Source organism: Roseateles asaccharophilus (assembly GCF_004362405.1).
Taxonomy (GTDB): Bacteria; Pseudomonadota; Gammaproteobacteria; order Burkholderiales; family Burkholderiaceae_C; genus Kinneretia; species Kinneretia asaccharophila.
This window is the reverse complement of sequence record NZ_SNXE01000007.1, coordinates 120,613-140,460: the sequence shown is the minus strand read 5'-3', so window position 1 is coordinate 140,460 and position 19,848 is coordinate 120,613. Positions and strand designations below refer to the sequence as shown.

Sequence of the window (19,848 nt, the reverse complement as noted above, 5' to 3'; positions counted from 1 at the left end):
GGGTTGGGCCGCTCAGGAAGCGAATGGAACAAGGGACCGGACTCTGGCAAGGTCGTCCGGCGTGTCGATGTCGATGGAGCGGTCAGTTGGCATGTGAAAGCCTACTGTCTGCGGGGATAGGAAGCTGCGGCTGGCACGCAACCAGTCGCAGCGGGCTGCGTAGACTGCGCCATTCAGGCACCAAGCGTTCGGCAGATCCTGCCGGCGCAAGCTGGCGCCCTCGGGGGGGCGCGTAAAGTGGCTCAAGCGCCCCTGGTCGTCCTGACTGAATACGAGATAGGGGTGATCTGCTGCCGGTCGCACTGTCACCGCAGCGGGCGCCGCGGTGTTAACCATAGCGCGCAGGCAGCCATCAATGTCAGCTGCCGTCCGCAACGGCGAAGTTGGCTGTAGCAGCACAACGATGTCGTATCCAGGTGTCCTGTCAAGCGCGTCCATGACGACGTCTATCGAGGCGCTTGTGTCGGTGGCGAGCATTGGCGAGCGCTTGAACGGAGCGTTGCACCCGAGTTTGCGTGCCTCATCGATGATCTTGTCATCATCGGACGATAGGATCACTTCATCGATGTGCTCCGACGCGCGGGCCGCCTTTACTGTCCAGCCGATGAGCGGCATGCCGCCAAGCGGCGCGATGTTTTTGTCTGGAATACCCTTTGAACCGCCGCGAGCGGGAATAATCGCCAGAACACGCAGACCGTCGATCATTGAAACACCTCGTGAAAATCGAGGTTGGCCCGCTCGTAATCGGGCAGCCGGCCGATATCTAGCCAGTAGCCATCCATCTGATGTGAGCGGGTGGGCATATTGGCTGCCAACATTGCGTCGAACAACGAGGGCATGTCGAAGAACTCGTTCGCCGGCACCAAATTCAACGCTGCTGGCGACAACACATAGATCCCCGCACTAACCATGAAGCGGTGAATTGGCTTTTCCTCAATGGATTCGATGAAGCCGTCACGAAGTTTGATCACGCCGAACGGTACCTGCATCTCATAGTTCCGGACAGCCATTGTGGCCTGCGCCCGCGCTTGCTCATGCTGATCCAGCATGAGACCGAAATTTTCCTTCGTTAGTAGGTCCGCGTTGGTAACGATAAAGGGCTGTTCCGGACGTTCCGGAAGCAGACTCAGCGCGCCAGCAGTGCCAAGACGCTGCTTCTCTCGCAAGTAGCGGATGTCCACGCCCAATGCCTTGCCATCCCCAAAGTACTGTTCAATCTGCTCAGCCTTGTAGTTCACTGCCAAGTAAAAGCGGTGAAATCCCTGGTCGGCATAGCTACGGATAATGGTCTCAAGTATGGGGCGAGAACCAACCTTCAACATTGGCTTGGGTACGTCTCGCGTGAGTTCCTGAAGCCTGCTGCCAAGCCCGCCAGCCATGATGACTACCCAGTTCTCTCGCCGAATCGCAGTTAGGTAGTCGTTGATCAAGGCCAAGCCTACGACCTTGCGCTCGGCATCGATGATGGGCAACTGATGGAAACCCGTTCGACGCATCGTCGACAGGATGCTTTGTGGTGTCTCACCTTGGCTGATGCAGGTCGGGTCCGGGAACATGGCCTGGGACACTGGAGCGGACAGGGCTAAACCGGCCAGCAGACTCCGGCGCGCATCACCATCGGTCAATGTGCCGAGCAATCGGCGAGTGTGATCGACGACCAGCACAGCCTGGGCACCAGTACGATCAATGGTCTCAAGTGCCTCTCGTAGCGTCGTCTCTGGCCGGACAAGGGCGGATTCCCAGTCTTTCATGTCTTCCAATCCATGGGTCGCGCGGGCACGCCGGCCAGCACGGTTGCACTTAGTTGATGGCGAACGACGGCAGCGCCCACGCCAACCAGCACGTTGTTCCCCAGTTCTATGCCTTGCCTTACGACGGCTCCGGCACCGATATGCGCGCCTGAGCCAATCTGCGCCTCACCGCAGATCACCGCGCCAGGCGCTACATGCGTCCACGCACCCACGCGTACATCGTGCTCGATGACTGCCCGGGAATTGACGATTGCGCCGGCTTCGACCGAAGCACCGGCTTGTATGACCGCACCGGCGTGTACTTGAACGTCCTCAGCCAGCAGTGCGCGAGGCGAAATGACTGCCGACGGATGGCGTACCGCAACAAAGCGCCAGCCCTGCGTGGCCAACTTGACCTGCACTTGGCGGCGGACTATTGCTCCTTGAGCATCGACCATGCCCAGGCCATTGGCCAAGCAAACTGCAGTGGGATCGTAGCTCGCGAGTACATCATCGCCACCAAGTATGGGCAGCCCGAAGCTCGTCTGGTTCCACCTACTAGGATCGGCATCAGTGAAGCCCAGAACTCTTACGCCAACGCAAAGCAGTGCGTCAGCCACCACGCGCGCGTGTCCACCGGCACCGATCACAATGACGGAACAAGGCGAGGTCATGGGGCGATCAGGTCGTCCAAGTCGTGGTCGCGGCGCGCGGTGCGGTCTCCGAGGAACCAGATGTCCATCGGCGAGATGCCCTCTCCCGGACGCTTGCTTGTCAGCTTGTCCAGCGTCAGTGACTCACCAGCGGCGATCGGGCGGGCCGCCACCACGCTGCGGCGGGCGACACGGCGATTGCCGAGCTCCTCAGGCGCGGGCCCTTTGATCGTGCTGCCCAGCGCCTGCTCGACGGTCCGGATGCAGCGCACCAGTTCCTTGAGTTCTGCGGGTTCCAGCGAGGCCGCGTGGTCCGGGCCCGGCATGGTCCGGTCCAGCGTGAAGTGTTTTTCGATCACGGTGGCGCCGCGCGCCACTGCCGCGATGGAGACCTCCAGGCCTAGTGTGTGGTCCGAGTAGCCCACCGGCAGGCCGAAGGCTTCGCGCATGGTGTCCATCGCCCGCAAGTGAACAGCGCTGGCCGGTGCCGGGTACTGCGTGACGCAGTGCAGCAGCGTGACGTGGTCTCGCAGCGCCTGCCGGCCCTCGGCACTGCTATAGGCTTCCTCGAGCTCGGCACGGGACGACGGCGTGCCGTCGTGCGTCAAGCCGAAGGCGATGACAGCCAGTGCCTGTTCGATGTCGCCAAGCGTGGACATGCCGGTGGACACGATCAGCTTCTGACGGAGACGTGCGGCCTGCAGCAGCAATGGACCACAGGTGATGTCCCCGGACGGGATCTTGAGCGCGGGCATGTTCAGCGTGCCGAGCATCGCCAGGCTCTCTGAGTCGAAGCCGGTCGACATGAAGGCGATGCCGCGGTCGCGGCAGTGCGCTAGCAGAGCCTCATGGTCCTCGTGAGCCAGCTCCAGTCGACGCAGCATCGCGAGCTGTCCGCCGTCTTCCTGCGTGTTGTCGATCTGGTACTGTGCTTTGCGCGCCGCGGCAGTGACGAGGTTCTCGGCCTTGAAGGTCTGAAATTTCACCGCGTTCGCGCCGGCTTCGGCTGCGACGTCGACGAGTTGGCGGGCCAGATCCAGCGACCCGTTGTGATTGACGCCAGCTTCGGCGATGAAGAAGACGGATGAACTCATGACGTGCGTTCTCAGTTCGAGGGGATCAGATGGAACTGCTTCTTGAGCAATGCTTCGCCCAGCGGCAATTCGAGCAGCGCCTGCACTATGCGGGCGCTTGAGTGGCCGTCTCCATATGGATTGACCACGCTGGTGCAGTCCAGCGTCCAGGCACGTTCAATTGCCGCGGCGATGCTGTTCGCGTGTGGCTCGCAATGCAATACCGAGGCTGCAGCCAGCCGGCCGCGCTGGCGATCTCCAATGTTGACAGTGGGGCACTTGAATGACGGGGCTTCGTACAGCCCGCTTGAAGAGTTGCCGATGACCATGTCGGCCTGCGACATCAAGCTCAAGTAACGCAATTGTCCCAGCGAAGCAAAGACATGTGCGTTGGCGCGGCCGGCGGCCCAGGCCCGCAGATCGGCGGCAAGAGCGCGGCCCCCCGTGTCCGCGTTTGGCAAGGTGAACCAGCACACGGTGTCGTTGCCCATGGCGGCCAGAACCGAAAGCAGTTCTTGCTGCTGACGCAGTCCTTCGCCGGCCTCGAGCGTGACGGGATGGAAGGTGACCAGCAAGTTGCGGTGACCCAGCGGTGCCCCAAGCGCCGCCTCGAGTGCAGCGCGGTCCAGTAGCGGCCGCCGGTTCAGATGGTCCAGCCCTGGGCTGCCGACGATCCTTATGCGTACCGGGTCCTCGCCCATCTGGTGCACTCGCCGTGCGGAGGACTCGGTTGTTACCAGATGCAGGTGCGACATCTTGGTGATCGCATGCCGGATCGCCTCGTCGAACGCGCCTTCGGTCGTGTCGCCGCCAGCAATGTGTGCGATCGGGATGTTGTGGATCATCGCGGCCTGTGCTGCGGCGAGGATCTCGAATCGGTCACCGAGCACCAGCATGATGTCCGGCGCCAGGTGCCCGAGTGCATCCGACATTCCGAGCACACCCAGTGCAAGCGACTTGGCCGTGCTGGTCGGCGTGTCGCCGCTCACCAGCATGTCCACCCTCCGCGCAATAGGCAGTCCATCGCGCTCGATTTCGCTCACGGTCAGGCCGAACTCCGGCGCTAGGTGCATGCCGGTCACGATCAGCTGCAGCTCCACGTCGGGACAGGCCTGTAGGTCCTTCAGGACCCAGTACAGCAGGCCGTACTCCGCGCGGCTTCCTGTGACCGCGGCGATCTTGCGACGAGCGCTCACACCACCCCCGGCATCAGCTGCGGGCTGCTGGGCAGGTTGACGACGCGCTGGGCGAGATCGTCCGCCACCGGTGTGGCCATGCGCTCGCAGGAGCTATACATGGGCAGGGTGTAAAGCAACTCCCAGACGGGGCGGGTCATTTGGCCGGCGGCATTCGTCGTAGCGAGTATCTCGTCGCGTTGCGCCGCCACTTCGGGCGCGAGCAGCAGCGTCTGCAACCAGTAATTGGCCTGGGTACCGGGGCGTTCTAGGAACATGCTAACCTCCGGCACATCACGGAAAGCGTCTACGTAGCGGCTGGCGAGCAATCGCTTGGCCTCAAGGAACTGTCCGATCCGCTCCAACTGCGCACAGCCCATGGCCGCATTGAGGTTGGGCATGCGGAAGTTGTAGGCCACCTCGTCGTGGAAGAACGCCCATGGGTGAGGCTGCTTGGCCGTCGTGGTGACATGCTTGGCGCGCTTGGCCAGCGCACCATCGTTTGTGATGATCGCGCCGCCGCCGCCGGTGGTGACAATCTTGTTGCCGTTGAAACTCAGCATTGCGCAACGTCCGAAGGTGCCAGTGTGCCTGTCACCTATCCAGCTGCCTAGCGACTCGGCGGCATCTTCGACGATCTCCAGGCGATGCCGCTCAGCGAGTTCCACCAGCGCTGGCATGTCCACCGGGTGGCCGAAGGTATGCATTGGCACGACAGCCGCAATACGGCGGCCAGTGCGGCGGTTATAGCAGCCGTCATTGCGTTGCTCGGCGATATCGCGGAGATAAGCCTCGAGTTTGGCCACGTCAATGCCGAGCGTGCACACGTCGCTGTCTACAAAGTGCGGCCATGCGCCGCAGTGGCGCACCGCATTAGCCGTCGCCACGAAAGACAGAGCCGGCACCAGCACTTCGTCATCGCGCCGAACTCCAACCAGCTCCAGAGTTACCTGTAGTCCGGAGGTGCCGTTGCTGACGACCACGGCATGTGCCGCGCCGGTGTAGGCCGCCAACTCGCGCTCAAAACGGTTGACATACTCGCCGACTGAAGATACCCAGCCTGTCTGGATGCACTCGGTCACATACTTCAACTCATTGCCGCCGAAGGTTGGCTCATGGAGCGCAACCTTTGGTGCTTGCGTGACACGCTGGATGCGGTCGAGAACGGTTGGAGCGATGGACATGCGCGGTCCTGAGGTGTCAGATGTTGTAGACGCCGGCCTTGTAGCGGCGCAGGTTCTCAGGCTGGGTAAACCAGTCGATGGTCTCGGCCAAACCGCGTTTGAGGCCCTCTACGCCGGGATACTCGGGCGTCCAGCCCGCGAGCTCGCGAGCCTTTGCGTTCGCGGCCCACAGTCTCTCCACTTCGCTGCCCGCCGGACGGATGCGCTGCTCGTCGCTGACGAATTCGACCTCACGACCCATCAACTCGGCGATCAATGCCGCCGTATCACCGATGGTGACTTCGTAGTTGCTGCCGACGTTGACGACCTGGCCCACGGCTGCATCGCACTCGGCCAGCGCCAGGAAGCCGCGCACCGTGTCGCGCACGTAGTTGAAGTCACGTGTCGGATGCAGGGCGCCAAGCTTGAGTTGACGCGCGCCGGCGGCGATTTGCGTGATGATCGTCGGGATCACCGCACGTGCGGATTGGCGTGGGCCATAGGTGTTGAACGGCCGTATGGTCGTCACCGGGGTCTCGAACGAATGGAAGAAGCTCTGCGCGATTTGGTCTGCGCCTATCTTGCTAGCCGAGTAGGGAGACTGGCCCTGTAGTGGATGCTCCTCTGTGATCGGGACGAAGCGCGCTGTGCCGTAGACTTCGCTCGTCGATGTGTGCACGACCCGCTCGACGCCCAGGTCACGTGCGGCTTGAACGATATTGAGTGTGCCCTTGACGTTGGTGTCGATGTAGGTGTCGGGAGAGTGGTAGGAGTAGGGGATCGCGATCAGTGCGGCGAGGTGCAGCACTACGTCGCAACCCTGCATCGCGGCGCGCACGCCGTTCGGGTCGCGGATGTCGCCGGCGAACACATCCAGTGACTTGCGGACGTCCTCGCTGGACTCGTCCAGCCAACCCCAAGAATTGAAGCTGTTGTAGTAGACGAATGCACGGACATCGATACCCTGCCGGACCAGGTGCTCGGTCAGGTGGGAGCCGATGAAGCCATCGGCGCCGGTGACGAGGACTTTCTTACCTGCGAGCTTCATGCGGCGGCTCCATCGAAGCTGCGAATGGCCTCGACCACAGCATCGATCTGCGCTTCGGTCATCTCCGGGAAGATGGGCAGTGACAGGATGCGGCTCTGATCGCGGTGGGCATTCGGGAAGTCCGACGGCTTGTGGCCCATCGGCGCGTAGCAAGGCAGGAAGGGCAGGGCAGTCGGGTAGTTGATGACGGTCTGGATCCCCTTGGACTTCAGGTGCGCGGCCAACGCGTCGCGACGCTCGTGGCGAATCACATAAAGGTGCCAGACCGGCTCGCGGCCCTCGGCAACTGCGGGGACGCTGACGCCCGGGATGCCGCTCAGCCGCTCGGTGTAGACATTCGCCCAATGCTGGCGAGCCCGCGTCCACTTGGGTAGGTGCGGCAGTTTGACCGACAGGATCGCTGCCTGCAGGCCGTCCAGACGGCTGTTGATGCCTTCGATCTGGTGGTCGCCCTTGGTCAGGCCACCATGACGCGCGAACATGGCCATGCGCTTGGCGAGTTCCGGATCGTTGGTCGTCACAGCACCTGCATCGCCCATCGCACCGAGGTTCTTGCCCGGATAAAACGAGAACGAGGCGGCATTGCCGAAGGTGCCGACCAGCCGGCCCTTGTAGCGTGCCAAGTGCGACTGCGCACAGTCTTCCAAGATCCACAGGCCGTGCTGTTTCGCAATGGCCATGATCGGGTCCATGTCGGCAGGCTGCCCGTAGATGTGGACCGGGATAACGCCGACCGTGCGCGGTGTCACCAATGCAGCCAGCTTAGACGTGTCGATCGTGTGGGTGAGCGGGTCGGTATCGCAGAACACTACTTTGCCGCCGGCCTGAGTGATCGTCTCGGTCGTCGAAATCCAACTGTGCGCTGGCGCGATCACTTCGTCGCCAGGCTTAACGCCCAAAGCGTGCATCGCGATGTAAAGCGAGTCTGTACCGTTGGCACAGGACACGCAGTGTTTAGCGTTCATCATGTCCGCGAACGCGGCTTCGAACTTGTCGACGTAAGGGCCCCGGATGAAGGCGGAGGTCCGGATCACGTCGGCGATGACTGCATCAATATCGCTCTTGATGGTCAGGTACTGGGCGTGCAGATCTGCGAAAGGCACGTGGACTGTGTCAGCCATGATGTTCTCAATCCTTGCTTGGCATGGCACGCAGCAGGCGCGCCGGGTTTCCGACGTAGAAGCCGGGTTCGGTGATGTCGCGGGTGACGACCGCACCGGCGCCCACGACCACGTCGTCGCAGATCCGCACAGGCATGATCGTCGCGTTCGAGCCGAGCGAGACACGGTTACCGATCTCGGTGGACCTCCATAGTTCGCGCCGCCCGCGGGCCGGACCGCCGACAGAGAAGGCGTCATTGATGAACATGACACCATGGCCGACGAAGCAGTCCGCGCCGATTGACACGAGCTCGCAGATAAAGCTGTGGGACTGGACGCGTGTGCGCGCGCCGATCGTCACGCCTTTCTGGATCTCGGTGAAGGGGCCGACGAAGCAGCCATCGCCAAGCGTGCACTCATAGACGTTCGCCGGTTGGACGATTTTGACGCCTTCACCGCAGGTCACGTCCCGTATGGAGGCTTGCAGCAGCGTGGGAGCGCGGCTCATGGTCAGGCGCGCCCGAGGCGGCTATGCTCGGTTTTGAGAGGCAACGAGACTTCCAGGCCGCTGGCCATGGACTCATACAGTGCGGCGACCAGTTCCAGGCTAGCCCGGCCTTCGTGGCCGTCAACAAGCGCTTTCTCTCGGCCTTCCAGTACAGCAACGACATGCTCGTAATAGGCTTGATGACCGAAGCCGTACACATTGGGTGGGTTGACCGAGAAGCGATCCATCACCTCGGCGTCCTCTTCCCGGGGGGCGACGAAGTTCCAATGGCGTATTTTGTTCACAGCGAAACCGCCGATCTCAACCGTACCGCCGGAACCGAGTATCGACAGCGAGCCTTCCAGGTCTTTGGGTCGAGTGGCATTGGTTGCTTCGATGACGCCGACGGCGCCACTGCGAAACTTGACTGTGGCGACGCATGTATCCTCGGCTTCGATGTCCACTAGTGCGCGCACGCCGCGTGCATGAATGCTCTCCACCGGGCCCATGAACCAGCCCAGCATGTCGACATGGTGGCTGGCCTGATTGGCGATCACGCCACCATCTTGAGCGAAGGTGCCGCGCCAAGCGTCCTGTGCGTAGTAGCCCTGATCGCGGCACCAGCGTACGCGCACCGTGCCCAGTACCAGTTGGCCAAAACGGCCGGCACTCAGTGCCTCGTAGGCCTTGACAACCGGAACGTTGAAGCGGTTCTGCTTTACGACGAGCAAGCGGACCTTGTTTCGGTCGGCGGCAGCAATCATGGCGTCCGCGTCTTCCAAGCGGAGTGCCATTGGTTTTTCGACCACGACATGCTTGCCTGCATTTGCAGCCATGATGGCGTGCTCGGCATGCATGCCGCTTGGCGTCAGCACTGCTACAGCATCAATGCCAGGAGCGGTCAGCATCTCGCTAATGCTGGTAAATCCAGGCACGCCAAAGCGCTCGGCGAAAGCCTGGGCGCGAGTCGAATCGATATCGCAAACGGCGACCAGGCGAGCGCCTGTAATCTGCCCAGTGCCGAGCAGTTCGGCATGGCGCTTGGCAATGCGGCCGCAGCCGATGATGGCGAAATTGATCATGGTCGTCCAATGCAGAGATAGGTCAGTCCAGCCGCGCGGGCCTGTCGCGGATCAAGGATGTTTCGGCCGTCCACCACGACTTTCAGCCGCAGTGCACTGGCTAGGCGCTCAAGGCGCGGGCTCCTGAATTCTTTCCATTCAGTGACGATCAGCAGGGCATCGGCACCGTCCACTGCCGCATCGGCTGATTCGGCAAAGCGCAGGCGATCAGACCTCGGCAACTCCTTGGCCGCGGTTTCGGTAGCAACAGGGTCATAGGCCACTACCGCCGCGCCGCGAGCCAATAGTTCAGGAACAACGACCAAGCTTGTCGCCGCGCGCATATCGTCGGTTTCTGGCTTGAACGCCAGGCCCCACACTGCCACAGTCAATCCTGACAGGTCACCGCATTCGGCCACCAGTTTTTCGACGAGAACCCGCTTCTGATGCTCGTTAGCCTTCTCAACGGCGTCCAGAATTCGCATAGGTTGCCCATGCTTTTGCCCTGTATGAAGTAATGCTTGGACGTCCTTGGGAAAACAGGAGCCACCGTACCCGCAGCCGGCGTACAGGAAGTGTGTGCCGATGCGCGGGTCTGAGCCGATGCCTCGGCGGACATGATCAATGTCGGCGTTCACTTGATCGGCCAACAGTGCCAGCTCGTTCATGAAGCTGATGCGTGTGGCGAGCATGGCATTTGCCGCGTACTTCGTTAACTCGGCTGAGCGTGCATCCATCGTGATCACCTTGGGGTGATTGCGCTCAAAGGGGGCGTAGAGCGCGCGAAGCAGCTCCAAGCCCCAGGGCTCTTCGCCACCGATGACGATTCGGTCGGGGCGCATGAAATCATCGATTGCTGCGCCTTCCTTCAAAAACTCCGGATTGGAGAGTACGCAAAAGCGCAGCTCAGTACCGCGTACTGCAAGCTCGTGCTGTATTGCGTTTCGCACCAGATCGACAGTGCCGACGGGGACAGTGCTCTTGTTGACCACCACTTGGTTGCCGCGCAAATGCTTGCCTATTCCACGTGCGGCAGACAGCACATGCTGCAGGTCAGCCGAACCATCCTCGCCAGGCGGGGTGCCCACCGCGATGAACAACAGATCGCCGTGGGTCACGGCGACTTGCACATCCGTGGTGAAACGTAGTCGCCCTGCTCGCGCATTGCGCTCGATCAGTTCCTTGAGCCCTGGTTCGTAGATGGGCACATCGCCAGCCTCGAGCATGGCGATCTTGCGTGTGTCGATGTCTAAGCAAACGATGTCGTTGCCAACGTCAGCCAAGCATGCGCCAGTAACTAGGCCAACATATCCAGATCCAATTACGGTCGCTTTCATTCATTCTCACAATTCTTCTGCGTTGTTGAGCCTGTCTCTAGTTCTGCCTTGAGTTCGTAAATCGCTAGCCTGAGTTGCTCAAACTCTTCTTCCTTCCGTTGAATAAAGCGACGCGTAAGACGCAGTTTTTCCGCAATGCCGGATGGCGTCAAAACATAGGCGTACGCGAGTTTGTTGCCGCTCTTTCGGAAGTTGCGAACTTTCACGTGCCCTTTCTCGAGCAATGCCCGCAGAACAAAGTTAGTGCGCCCAAGGCTCATGCCGAGAGCTGTCGCTAGTTCGCGCTGTGACTGCAGCGGCGCACGCGCAAGTAATCTGAGCGCAGCGAGACTGTGGCCGTCCAATGCACTAGTCCCTGCTTGCTCGGTCGGGCGGGACGATTGTTCACTCATTGAACGCGTGAATGTAGCAGATGTTCGCCCGTGGTCCAACCCATGGTGATGGCTTATGTGGGCCGTTTGCGGTGGTTGACAATAAAGAAGATGCTAGTAGCAGTCAGCGCAAGTAGCCAAGCAATGCCGGCGGTGATGGCGCGCCTTGGCTTGCTCTTTAGTTCGGGCGGTGTTGCCACATCAATGACTTGGATGGAGCCGCCATCGCGGCTCTCGTCCAATCGCGCGATCTCGTACTGCTTGGAGAATAGTTCGAACAAAGCTTCCTGATACTTGTACTCCCGATAGCGGCTGACATAGTCGGCGCTGGGGCTGTCATCAGTCTTGGTCGTGAGCTTGACTAACTGTCCGTGTAGAGCGGCAACTAAGCTGGCCTGTTGTTGCACTTCGGGGGCAGTGTCGGTTCGGGTGCGGCGCAGTGCTTGTAGGCGAACCTCGGCGGCGGTCAACTGAGCTTTAAGTTGTGCGTAGTTCTCCGCTGCGGCCTTGGGCTCGGCCTTGATGGCGCCGGCATTAAAGCCACCACTTTGGAGTGCTTGCTGTGCCTCGGCGAGCTTGGTCTTGGTGTTCTTGAGCTCAGTCTCGAAAAAGGCACGGCGCTGCTGCGCTTCGGTGAGGGCTAGTTCCGATGTCAGCCGGCGCAATTCGGCGACGTACTGATTGGCCATATCGGCGGCCAACTGCGGATCTTTGGCATCGGCTTCTACTGTGATCAAGCCGTCCTTCTTTCCCAGGCTGATGCGAACGTTTTGCTCGAGCTCCTTGCGAGCTTCGAAGCGGAACTTCGCCTCATAAAGCGCCATGAGCTTGAAGCGGTCGATGATGCGGTCTTCCACGTTCGCGCTCTGCATCAGCGAAACGTATTGGTCGCCTGGCGTTTTGAGGCTGCCTGCGCCGCCTGCGAGGCCGGCAAGCGCACCGAGAGATGCAAGTGCGGATGCGGCTGAACTTTGTTGTTGCTGGGGGGGGAGGAAGATTGTTTGCGCCGTGAAGGTGGGTTTGATGAGGTAGGTGCCCCCTAAGGTCAGGGTACCGACGAGCAAAGGCACCGAAACCAGCAGCTTCCATTTGTTGAGCAGGTGCGAGCCTAGCTCCAGAAGGTCTACGCCCTCGTCTTCGTTCCAGGGGTTGTGGTCGGCGGGGTGCGCTTGCGGTTGAGCATTGTTGTTCTGCGTCACGGTTGGATGGCTCCAGGCGGGGTCAGGCCAGATGTTGTTGTGCTTGTCGCGCTCAGTTCTTGATGGTCTTCAAGGCTGCTGCGCCCAGACCGAACTGATACAGGATCTGCGTCCATTCCTTGGCCGACTGCATGAATGTGGTCTTGTTCATCTCTTCGGGCACGAAGACGGTGTCGCCGGGCAGGGCAGCCACATTCGCGAGCGCGCTGCCGAAGCTGACCCAGCCGCCGCTGGTCTGCTGGGCGCTGATCACGCTGCCGTTGGCGCGCAGCACAAAGGTGCTGCTGGTGTCGGCGCCACGGGTGGGGCCGCCGGCCAGACGCAGAGCGTCGTCCACCGAGCTGCCGCTCTTCCAGAGGAAGCTGCCGTTGTTGAATACGCTGCCGAACACGCCCACGGTGGTGGGGCGCGGCGGGATCATGATGCGGTCGCCTTCTTCCAAGGTGAGTTCGGGCAGGCTGGTCGCGTCGGCGCTGAGTTGCAGTACCACGCGGCCTGTGGGCTTGACGGCACGCAGGCGCTCGATCAGTCGGGTCGTGCCGGTGGCGCGGGCCGCTTGGGCGGCGCTCTCGTCAGCGGTCAGCGCGCGCTGCGTGCTGGTGGCGCGGGCGAACTCGGTTTCCAGATCGCGCAGGGCGCGCTCGTAGTTCTCTTGCTGCTTGATGCGCACGCTCTCGCGCGAGAACTCGGTGCCGAAGACATAGGCCAGCGGGGTCATGCCGCCGGCGGCCTGGATGGCTTCGTTGATGGTGCTGTTGGGGGCCAGCACATATTCGCCGGGGCGCTGCACCTCGCCTTCCACACGCACGCGCTTGTACTGCTTGTGCTGGGGCAGGGTGGCGGCCACGCTGCTGAAGGCGCGAAGAATGTCGCCATTGCTGAGCGGCTGTGAGGACTGGGCCGGCAGGGCCAGCTCGGTGACGCGGCGGTCGTTGCGCTCGCTCAGGCGCTCGATGGAGATGCGGCTGCGATCGGCTACGGGGTTGAAGCCGCCGGCCATGTTCAGCGCGTCGTCAATCGTCTCGCCGGGCTTGATCTCAGCGATCACCGGCTTGTTGATGCTGCCCAGCACGGCCAGTTGCGCGCCCACGGGACCGATATGCACCACATCCTCGGACTGCAGAGGCAGGTCGGCGGCGCGATTGCCCTTGAGCAGCAGGTCGTAGAGGTCGAACTTGACCGCGGGCTTGCCGGCGCGGCGCAGCTCGATCTGGCGGAAGCTACCGGCCGCCGAGGGGCCGCCGGCCTGCATCAGGGCGCTGACGATGGTGGACAGGCTGCTGATGTTGTAGCTGCCGGGGCGCTGGGCAAAACCGGTCACATAGACGCGGATGCCGCGCAGCCTACCCAGCGAGGCACTGGCCTGGAAGTTCTTGAAGACCTGGCCCACACGGCGGCTGATGGCCTCGTTGAGCTCGGCATAGCGCAGACCAGCCACCAGGATGGGGCCTACGCGCGGCACGACGATGCGGCCGGCGTTGTCCACGGTGAGGCGCAGGTCTGCATCGACCGAGCCCCACAGGGTGAGCTGCACCTCATCGCCGATGCCGATCACATAGTCCAGCGGGACTTGCCGCGGAGCGTCGTCCGTCGCGCTAGGCATCATGAGCTCTGCACCCAGACGCTTGACCAGCAGTTCGCGCTCTGGCTCGCCAGTCGCGCTCTGTGCCTGGGTATCGCTGCCTTGGATTCGAGAGTTCACTGGCTCCCAGCCCAGCAGCTTGTTCACATAGATCTCGAATTCACCCGGCTTGTAGGGGGCGGGCTTGCGCTCACGCAAGGTACTCTGTGCACTGCCGTTCTCGCGCAGACTCATGCCCTCGGAGCCGGTGGCTCTGCCACTGTTGAGTCGCACCGGCCCCATGCCGGACTCTTCCTGATCCGTGCTGTTGGAGAGCGGGGCGGCCTGGGTTGGCAGGCTGCCCAGGCCCAGCGACGCTGCGGCCAAGAGGGCTGCCACAAGGGGGCGCAGGTTCAGGCGGGCGCGAGAGGCGCGGACATTCATGAGTGGTCTCGGCGATTGAAGCATCTCGTGACGATCCCGACCGTGCCGCAGGGCAGGCCGGGTGTGAGCTAGGCGCGACATTCTAAGGGGCGGTTTGGTCTGCTCGGGGCCGGCTTTTTGGGGATCGGCCCGTACACTCGCGGCCATATGTTGTTCCTGCTCGTTTCCTTTGTGGTCGCGGCGGCTGTAACGCTGCTGGTGGTCCATTCGTCGGCCAAACATGGGCATCTCTCGGCGGACCATGATCTTTCCGGTCCTCAGAAGTTCCATGCCCGTCCCGTGCCTCGCATCGGGGGTGTGGGCATTTTCTCGGGCTTGGCGGCCTGCGTGCTGCTGGGGTTCGGCTTGGATTCGATGCCGTACGAGCATCTGGGTCTGCTGATCCTGCTGTGCGGCCTGCCGGCCTTCGGTGCGGGCTTGGTGGAGGATTTCACCAAGCGCGTATCGCCGGCCAAGCGTTTGCTGGCCACGGCCGTGTCGGCGGCGCTTGGGGGCACATTTCTCGGCGCCTTGATCACGCGCACCGACATTCCCGGCTTGGACTGGGTGGTGGCCACCACCGTGGGTGCCACCCTGGTCACGGTTTTTGTGGTGGCGGGTGTGGCCAATTCGGTGAACATCATCGATGGCTTCAATGGTCTCTCCTCCATGTGCGTCAGCCTGATGTTGCTGGTGTTTGCCTATGTGGCTTACCAGCTGGGTGACACGGAGCTGACGCTGTGGGCTCTGGCTGGGGTAGGCGCCATCCTGGGCTTCTTTGTCTGGAATTACCCGGCCGGCCTGATTTTCCTGGGGGACGGCGGCGCCTATTTCATGGGCTTTTTCCTGGCCGAGATTGGCATTCTGCTGATCGCGCGTCATGCCGAGGTCTCGCCCCTGTTCCCGCTGATGGTCTGCATCTATCCGGTGTTCGAGACCGTGTTCTCCATCTACCGGCGCCGTTTCCTGCGCGACGCCTCGCCTGGCGAGCCCGATGGCATCCATCTCCACTCACTGATTTATCGCCGGCTCATGCGCTGGGCCGTGGGTGCGCGTGATGCGCGTGCGCTGACCCGTCGCAACTCCATGACGGCGCCCTATCTGTGGATGCTGTGCCTGACCTCCCTGGTGCCGGCTTTGCTGTTCTGGCGTTCCACGGTCATGCTGGCTGCCTGCATGCTGGTGTTTGCCGTGCTGTACGTGGGTCTGTATTGGCGCATCGTGCGTTTCCGTACACCCAAGTGGCTGGTGTTTCGTGCGTCAAGCAGCATGGACAAATCACGCCTGGGCGAGCGTTGAGCCCTGGTGAAATCCCGCTGGACAAGCGCCCTGGGGGATAATCCCGCCCCATGACCGAAGAAACCATCACTCCGCCGCCCGCCCGCTTCGACACGCTGCCGCTGGATGCCAAGCTGCTGCGCGCCGTGGCCGACCAGGGCTACGCGACCATGACGCCGATCCAGGCCAAGGCCATTCCGATCGTGCTCAGCGGCCGCGACGTGATGGGCGCTGCGCAGACCGGCACCGGCAAGACCGCGGCCTTCTCCATCCCCCTGCTGCAGCGCATGCTCAAGCATGAAAACGCCAGCGCCTCACCGGCCCGGCACCCGGTACGCGCCCTGGTGCTGGCGCCCACCCGCGAGCTGGCCGACCAGGTGGCCAACAACGTCAAGGCTTATTCCAAGCACACCAATCTGCGCGTGGCCTGCGTCTTTGGCGGCGTGGACATGAAGCCCCAGACCCTGCAGCTCAAGGGCGGGGTTGAGGTGCTGATCGCCACCCCGGGCCGCCTGCTGGACCATATCGAGGCCAAGAACGCGGTGCTCAACCAGGTCGAGTATGTGGTGCTGGACGAAGCCGACCGCATGCTGGACATCGGCTTTCTGCCTGATCTGCAGCGCATCCTGAGCTACCTGCCCAAGGCGCGCCAGACCCTGCTGTTCTCGGCCACCTTCTCGCCCGAGATCAAGCGCCTGGCCCAGAGCTATCTGCAGAACCCCGAGTTGGTGGAGGTGGCACGGCCCAATGCCACGGCCTCTACCGTGGAGCAGCGTTTCTTCAGCGTGGAAGACGACGACAAGCGTCGCGCCATCATCCACATCCTGCGCGAGCGCCAGATCAAGCAGGCCATTGTCTTTGTGAACTCCAAGCTGGGCTGTGCCCGCCTGGCGCGTTCCTTCGAGCGCGATGGTCTGCGCACCAATGCCTTGCACGGCGACAAGTCCCAGGACGAGCGCCTCAAGGCCCTGGACGCCTTCAAGCGCGGCGAGGTAGACGTGCTGGTCTGTACCGATGTGGCCGCCCGTGGTCTGGACATCGCCGACCTGCCCGCCGTCTTCAACTTCGACGTGCCCTTCAATGCCGAGGACTATGTGCATCGCATTGGTCGTACCGGCCGCGCCGGCGCCTCGGGCATTGCCGTCACCCTGGTCACCAAGGCCGACGCCCGCCTGACCGCCGAGATCGAGAAGCTGACCAAGCGCAAGATCGAGCTCGAAGCCCTGGAGCTGGAAGACGAGCGTCCGCGTCGTGCGCCGCGCCGCGAAGGCTATGGCGAGTCGTCGGGTGCTTCGTCCTACGCGGCCAGCCCCGCCCCCGCGCCGCGTGCGCCGCGCCCCGCGCCGGCCTCGCGCGACCCCTTCTTCGACAAGCCTTACGAGCCCAGCCTGTCCGACGATGCCAAGCCGGCCTGGGAAAAGTCGGCGCCGGCCACGGCTGCAGCCGGCCGTGGCGGCCTCTCGCCCTATATCAAGCCCAAGAAGAAGGTGGCGGCCCTCTTCGGCGCCAAGCCGGCGCCCCAGCCCGCGCTTGCGCCGGCGCCTCAGGCGGCGGTGCAAGCCGAGGCTCAGCAACCCTGAGCTCGCGCAACATCATAAAGACACAGGGCGCCGACGGCGCCCTTTTTGCTGGGCTCAAGCAAGCAGCGCGAACACGGCAGGTACCTTGTCGGGCAAGGCGGCGGGCTGAGCGCGCCACTGCGCCACCGTGGTGCTTCGGGTGAAGCCCTGAGCCAGGCTCAGGCCACAGCTGACCGACAGCCTCGTCTGTGGCTTTAGCGCGCCCAGCAGGGCCTGCAGCAAGGCCTCGTTGCGGTAGGGCGTCTCGATCATCAGCTGGCTCTGCTGCTGGCGGGCCGACAGGGCCTCCAGCTCGCGGATGCGCGCCACCCGTGCCGCAGCCTCCACGGGCAGATAGCCCACAAAGGCAAAGCTCTGCCCGTTCAGGCCGCTGGCCGCCAGGCCCATCAGCAGCGAGCTGGGGCCGGCGAGCGGCACCACCTCGATCTGTGCCGCATGGGCTGCGGCGACCAGCTGGGCGCCGGGGTCGGCAATGGCGGGCAGGCCGGCCTCCGAGATCAGGCCCAGGTCCTCGCCCTGAAGGGCGGGGGCGAGCAGGGCTTGCCACTCATTCTTGCCGCCGCCGGACTGCGCGTCCTTGAGCGGCTTGTGTGCGCCGCCGCCCTTTGGGGGGCGGGGCAGCTCGGCGATCTGCACGCTTTGCAGGGGCTGCTGCAGCGGGCACAGGGCGTCCACCCGCTTCAAAAAGGCGCGCGTGGTCTTGGCGTTCTCCGCCACCCAGCAGCGCAGGCGGGCTGCCACCTCCAGGGCCAGGCGCGGCAGCACATGGTCCAGCGGCATCTCGGCACCCGGCACGCCGAAGTCCAGGGTGTTGGGCATCAGGTAGAGCCGCCCGGTCGGCTTGTCTTGCTTGGCGTTCATGCGGTGGTTCCGGTGCCGGGCAGGGCAAAGCCCGCGCGGCGCAACAGGGTGGTGGTGGCGATCAGCGGCAGCCCGATCAGGGCGGTGGGGTCGTCGGACTCCACGGCCTCCAGCAAGGTGATGCCCAGGCCCTCGACCTTGGCGCTGCCGGCGCAGTCATAGGGCTGCTCGGCGCGCAGATAGTGCTCGATCTCGGCCTCGCTGAGCACGCGCAGCCGCACCCGCACGGTGCTGAGGGCCTCGCCCACGCATTGGCCTTGCGCATCCAGCACGGCCACCGCAGTGTGGAATTGAAGCTGCCGGCCGCTCATGGCGCGCAGCTGGGCCACGGCGCGTTCGTGGCTGCCCGGCTTACCCAGGGCTTGCCCATCGAGCTCGGCCACCTGGTCCGAGCCGATCACCACGGCGCCCGGCTGCTGCACGGCCACGGCTCGGGCCTTGGCCAGGGCCAGGCGCCGGGCTGTGTCGGACGGGGCTTCGCCGGGCAGAGGACTCTCGTCGATGGAGGGGCTGTGGCATTCGAAAGGCAGGCGCAGGCGCTGCAGCAGCTCGCGCCGGTAGGTGGAGCTGCTGCCCAGGATCAGGCGCTGCGGCGCGTGGCGGGCGGGTGATGACATGTGCGGCATTGTCCCATCGCGCTCGGGCGGCCCTCTACACTTGCGGGCATGAATACGCGCAGTGCCCGCGGCGCCAGCAAGCCGCCTTCTCCCCGCAAGCTCGATGTGGCCGCCCTGGCCCGTGATGGTCAGTCTTTGTCCGGCGAATGGCCGGCCGTCGAGCTGGAGCGCCTGGCCGAGGCGGCCGCGCCCGAGGCACCAGCGGCGGGCTGGTCGCCCGTTCAGTGGTCGGTGCGCGGCGAGCTGCGCCAGCCGCGCGGTGGCGAGGCTCAGACCTGGATGCTGCTGGAGGCTTCGGCCGAGGTGGCCCTGAGCTGCCAGCGCTGCTTACAGCCGGTGCGCGAAAACCTGCAGTTCTCGCGCTGGTTCCGTTTTGTGCGTGACGAGGCCGAGGCTGCCGAGCTCGATGCCGACAGCGAGGACGAGGTGCTGGCCCTGACGCGGGCCCTGGATCTGCAAGAGCTGGTCGAGGATGAGTTGCTGCTGGACCTGCCCCTGGTGCCGCGCCACGAGGTCTGTCCGGAAGTCCTGCCCCAGGCGGTGGGCGAGGCCGAGTTGGAGCAGGCCGAGAGTGAGAAGCCCAATCCTTTTGCGGTGCTGGCGGCGTTGAAGAAGAAGTGAGCACGATCCGCCGGCTAGGCATGTCGGCTGGCTTGTGCTACACTTTCGGGCTTTCCCGGTAATAGGGTCGTTGGTGGGCAGCTTGGCTGCCTGACATGTGGGTGCGAAGCCTGTGTGTGCAGCGGTCGCCGGGCGCTCTTGTCGACGAGCGCAAAAAGCGTCGAACAACTGTCGAATCATGGGGCGGCGGTAGCGGATCCGAGAGGGTCTGGCATGCGAGCCTCAGGCACCGAAGCCCTAGGAGAAAATCATGGCCGTTCAGCAAAACAAGAAGTCGCCTTCCAAGCGTGGCATGCACCGTTCGCACAATGCTCTGGTGAACCCGGGCACCGCGATTGAACCGACCACCGGTGAAGTGCATCTGCGTCACCACATCAGCCCCAACGGCTTCTACCGTGGCCGCAAGGTCCTGAAGACCAAGGCTGACGCCTAAATCTTGCTTGCGCCGCCTTACCGCGGTGCCAGGAAGCAGGTAAGCAAGACCCGGACTGCATGCTGCGGTGCCGGGTT

General features: G+C 63.3%; 20 protein-coding genes. 4 read left to right on the top strand and 16 right to left on the bottom strand.

Going from position 1 to position 19,848, the window contains the following annotated elements:
- Positions 1-12: 12 nt before the first annotated feature.
- From DFR39_RS14980 to DFR39_RS14915, 14 genes are read right to left on the bottom strand one after another with little or no spacing between them, the layout of a single operon-like run.
- Complete coding sequence (locus DFR39_RS14980) at positions 13-705, bottom strand: acylneuraminate cytidylyltransferase family protein (RefSeq protein WP_133604393.1); 693 nt, start codon at positions 703-705, stop codon at positions 13-15.
- A complete protein-coding gene (locus DFR39_RS14975; RefSeq protein ID WP_133604391.1) occupies positions 702-1,751 on the bottom strand; it encodes a nucleotidyltransferase family protein in 1,050 nt (349 codons plus the stop codon). Before DFR39_RS14975 ends, DFR39_RS14980 begins: the two co-directional genes overlap by 4 nt.
- Positions 1,748-2,404 (bottom strand): NeuD/PglB/VioB family sugar acetyltransferase, encoded by a 657-nt coding sequence (locus DFR39_RS14970; RefSeq protein ID WP_133604389.1) that lies wholly within the window; start codon positions 2,402-2,404, stop codon positions 1,748-1,750. The genes DFR39_RS14975 and DFR39_RS14970 overlap by 4 nt, the downstream gene beginning before the upstream one ends.
- Positions 2,401-3,477 (bottom strand): N-acetylneuraminate synthase, encoded by a 1,077-nt coding sequence (neuB, locus tag DFR39_RS14965; protein ID WP_133604387.1) that lies wholly within the window; start codon positions 3,475-3,477, stop codon positions 2,401-2,403. The genes DFR39_RS14970 and neuB overlap by 4 nt, the downstream gene beginning before the upstream one ends.
- 11 nt (positions 3,478-3,488) lie before the next feature.
- Positions 3,489-4,652: a UDP-N-acetylglucosamine 2-epimerase gene (gene neuC / locus DFR39_RS14960; RefSeq protein WP_133604385.1), complete on the bottom strand. Its 1,164-nt coding sequence runs from the start codon at positions 4,650-4,652 to the stop codon at positions 3,489-3,491.
- Positions 4,649-5,815 (bottom strand): LegC family aminotransferase, encoded by a 1,167-nt coding sequence (locus DFR39_RS14955; protein WP_133604383.1) that lies wholly within the window; start codon positions 5,813-5,815, stop codon positions 4,649-4,651. Before DFR39_RS14955 ends, neuC begins: the two co-directional genes overlap by 4 nt.
- Positions 5,816-5,831: 16 nt before the next feature.
- Complete coding sequence (locus tag DFR39_RS14950) at positions 5,832-6,842, bottom strand: NAD-dependent 4,6-dehydratase LegB (protein ID WP_133604382.1); 1,011 nt, start codon at positions 6,840-6,842, stop codon at positions 5,832-5,834.
- Complete coding sequence (locus tag DFR39_RS14945; protein ID WP_133604381.1) at positions 6,839-7,963, bottom strand: DegT/DnrJ/EryC1/StrS family aminotransferase; 1,125 nt, start codon at positions 7,961-7,963, stop codon at positions 6,839-6,841. Before DFR39_RS14945 ends, DFR39_RS14950 begins: the two co-directional genes overlap by 4 nt.
- 7 nt (positions 7,964-7,970) lie before the next feature.
- Positions 7,971-8,450 (bottom strand): acyltransferase, encoded by a 480-nt coding sequence (locus DFR39_RS14940; protein WP_133604380.1) that lies wholly within the window; start codon positions 8,448-8,450, stop codon positions 7,971-7,973.
- A 2-nt stretch (positions 8,451-8,452) separates the two neighbouring features.
- Positions 8,453-9,511 carry a Gfo/Idh/MocA family protein gene (locus DFR39_RS14935; RefSeq protein WP_133604379.1) on the bottom strand — a complete coding sequence of 353 codons (1,059 nt, stop codon included), beginning with the start codon at positions 9,509-9,511 and terminating at the stop codon, positions 8,453-8,455.
- A complete protein-coding gene (locus tag DFR39_RS14930) occupies positions 9,508-10,827 on the bottom strand; it encodes a UDP-glucose dehydrogenase family protein (protein WP_133604378.1) in 1,320 nt (439 codons plus the stop codon). Before DFR39_RS14930 ends, DFR39_RS14935 begins: the two co-directional genes overlap by 4 nt.
- Positions 10,824-11,219, bottom strand: coding sequence for a MarR family EPS-associated transcriptional regulator (locus DFR39_RS14925; protein ID WP_133604377.1), 396 nt, complete (start codon positions 11,217-11,219; stop codon positions 10,824-10,826). Before DFR39_RS14925 ends, DFR39_RS14930 begins: the two co-directional genes overlap by 4 nt.
- Positions 11,220-11,272: 53 nt before the next feature.
- Complete coding sequence (locus tag DFR39_RS14920; RefSeq protein ID WP_246030850.1) at positions 11,273-12,397, bottom strand: Wzz/FepE/Etk N-terminal domain-containing protein; 1,125 nt, start codon at positions 12,395-12,397, stop codon at positions 11,273-11,275.
- Positions 12,398-12,449: 52 nt separating this feature from the next.
- The gene (locus tag DFR39_RS14915; protein WP_133604376.1) at positions 12,450-14,402 is read right to left on the bottom strand and encodes an SLBB domain-containing protein; all 1,953 of its coding nucleotides are present in this window, start codon (positions 14,400-14,402) and stop codon (positions 12,450-12,452) included.
- Positions 14,403-14,549: 147 nt separating this feature from the next.
- On the opposite strand from DFR39_RS14915, the gene DFR39_RS14910 reads away from it, so the two are divergent.
- Together DFR39_RS14910 and DFR39_RS14905 are read left to right on the top strand one after the other, a co-directional pair.
- The gene (locus DFR39_RS14910; RefSeq protein ID WP_133604375.1) at positions 14,550-15,680 is read left to right on the top strand and encodes an MraY family glycosyltransferase; all 1,131 of its coding nucleotides are present in this window, start codon (positions 14,550-14,552) and stop codon (positions 15,678-15,680) included.
- A 50-nt stretch (positions 15,681-15,730) separates the two neighbouring features.
- Positions 15,731-17,239 (top strand): DEAD/DEAH box helicase, encoded by a 1,509-nt coding sequence (locus DFR39_RS14905; protein ID WP_133604374.1) that lies wholly within the window; start codon positions 15,731-15,733, stop codon positions 17,237-17,239.
- A 54-nt stretch (positions 17,240-17,293) separates the two neighbouring features.
- Here DFR39_RS14905 and DFR39_RS14900 read toward each other — a convergent pair whose 3' ends face one another.
- Positions 17,294-18,100 carry an SAM-dependent methyltransferase gene (locus DFR39_RS14900; protein WP_133604373.1) on the bottom strand — a complete coding sequence of 269 codons (807 nt, stop codon included), beginning with the start codon at positions 18,098-18,100 and terminating at the stop codon, positions 17,294-17,296.
- Positions 18,097-18,717, bottom strand: a complete 621-nt coding sequence (locus DFR39_RS14895; protein ID WP_409846253.1) for a Maf family nucleotide pyrophosphatase — start codon at positions 18,715-18,717, stop codon at positions 18,097-18,099. The genes DFR39_RS14900 and DFR39_RS14895 overlap by 4 nt, the downstream gene beginning before the upstream one ends.
- A gap of 48 nt (positions 18,718-18,765) precedes the next feature.
- Between DFR39_RS14895 and DFR39_RS14890 the strand changes: the two genes are divergently transcribed.
- Together DFR39_RS14890 and rpmF are read left to right on the top strand one after the other, a co-directional pair.
- Positions 18,766-19,338 (top strand): YceD family protein, encoded by a 573-nt coding sequence (locus tag DFR39_RS14890; protein ID WP_133604371.1) that lies wholly within the window; start codon positions 18,766-18,768, stop codon positions 19,336-19,338.
- A gap of 250 nt (positions 19,339-19,588) precedes the next feature.
- Positions 19,589-19,771, top strand: a complete 183-nt coding sequence (gene rpmF / locus DFR39_RS14885; RefSeq protein WP_133604370.1) for a 50S ribosomal protein L32 — start codon at positions 19,589-19,591, stop codon at positions 19,769-19,771.
- Positions 19,772-19,848: the final 77 nt, after the last annotated feature.